Annotated in this window: 2 pseudogenes; both read right to left on the reverse strand. The window is 58.9% G+C overall.

What is annotated here, in order from left to right:
* Positions 1-173: 173 nt before the first annotated feature.
* A pseudogene (locus LY05_RS14990) lies at positions 174-590 on the reverse strand (acyl-CoA transferase); the annotation flags it as partial.
* A gap of 713 nt (positions 591-1,303) precedes the next feature.
* A pseudogene (locus tag LY05_RS14995) lies at positions 1,304-1,561 on the reverse strand (DUF6441 family protein); the annotation flags it as partial.
* Between the last annotated feature and the right edge of the window lie 77 nt (positions 1,562-1,638).

Genomic DNA, 1,638 nt, shown 5'->3' on the forward strand with positions numbered 1-1,638 from the left:
ACCGCGCGCTCGGCCGCGCTCAGGAACGCGACCGCCTGCGCCGGGTCGGCCTTGGCCGGGTCCTGCCGCCAGGGTGCGTAGCCCTCGGCGTTCGACTGGCCGAAGATCAGCCACAGCGCGACGGTGTTGCCTGGCCACTCCTGCGACGACTCCGCCGGCGAAGGCGCAGCCTCGGCCAGCGGGTCGAGAAGGGTGTAGTGCAGCACGACCGGGATCACCGCCGCCTTGAGGCTCGCCGCGCCCTCGACCGGCAGATCGACGGGGCGCGGCGCTTCCGCTTCGACCCAGTCGCACAAGCCGCCCAACGTGCGGTCGGCGGCGAGCGCCGCGCCGATGCTGGCGATCAGCGTATCGAAGGCCGCGTCACGGTCGGCGCCCTGCACGACCGCCTCGATCTCGGCGCGATGCTGGTAGTGGTAGGCAAGCGGCGAGAGCGTGACCTCAGGCTCTCCCGGCTCGCCGTCGCGCAGGATCAGCAGGCCCCCGACCGGCACGCGCTCGGGCAACACCTCGCCGCGCAGGGTGGTGACGGGCAGCGCCGAGAGCCGCGCGTGCAGCGCGGCGAAGATGGTTTCGCGAGGGGTGGGCATGGAATTTTTCTTGATTCCTGCGGACTGATGCAGCCAATAGTGGGTGCTACGGTCGAAACGGGATGTCACAAACAGAGGCTTAACGATGGGTAAAGGTGGCTATTTAGGAGGCAGCACGTTAATATTTCCCAACGGACGAGGCTGGAGCCACGATCCGTTGGCGGAAGTGCCTCGATATAAAAATAGACCAAATTCCAAGACTATCGGAAAATCGTGCGAAGCCGATATCGAATGGCTTAAGAATTTTGCTATTTCATGTGCAGCCTGCGCGGTTCTTGGAATTGGTTTCCCTCCTCGAAAATCTCTCGATGAGAGATTTGACAAGTTGTTTGATGGCCAGAGTGAGAAGTTCCATAAACCGTTCCGCGCCAGGATCGGCGCATCGAAGGGTGAGGCGCGGCTAGCTTTGAAGGTACATGTTGATCGGCTTGCTACGGATGTTCAACTTCGTAGGCCTATGTCCAATCTACCTAAGAAACTTCAGTTTTGCCTACTCCATCCGCGCTTCAATAACGCAATTATGAACAAGGTTGAAATCGCTCTTGCCCGCAAGGATGGGAGATTTTCTCCCAGATCTTCTCTGTGTATTCGATAAAAATAACTTCGGTAAATCTATCAAAAAAATAAAACGCTAATTTCATTATATATTATGTGATCATGATGACAGCAATAGACTATATCTGAACCGCAAACAGGCACCCTAACGGCAACGCTCAATTTATCCGTTCACCGACCCAGTTCGCCACGATCAACCCCGGCACGCTATCGAGCGCACGCTCTGCGTCCCGGTCGAGATCCAGCCGCTTCGGCAGCTTCACCTGCGGGACCAGCAGGAAGATCGGCAAGGTGGCGCGGCCTCGGCCGGTCTTGGAGCGGGAGGCGACACCGAGTCCCTTCGTGTTGAGCCGTCCGTCGGCAACGAGCAAGCTCGGCCCCCTCTGACGATAGACGAAGTGTTCTCTTAACCTTCTTGACTGACGAATGACATGACGGTTTCGATGGGGCGTCTGCCCTGGTTTCGGTAGCCCAGATGCGGGCGCTCGGTATT

The organism is Oceanicella actignis (assembly GCF_008124525.1).
GTDB classification, from domain to species: domain Bacteria; phylum Pseudomonadota; class Alphaproteobacteria; order Rhodobacterales; family Rhodobacteraceae; genus Oceanicella; species Oceanicella actignis.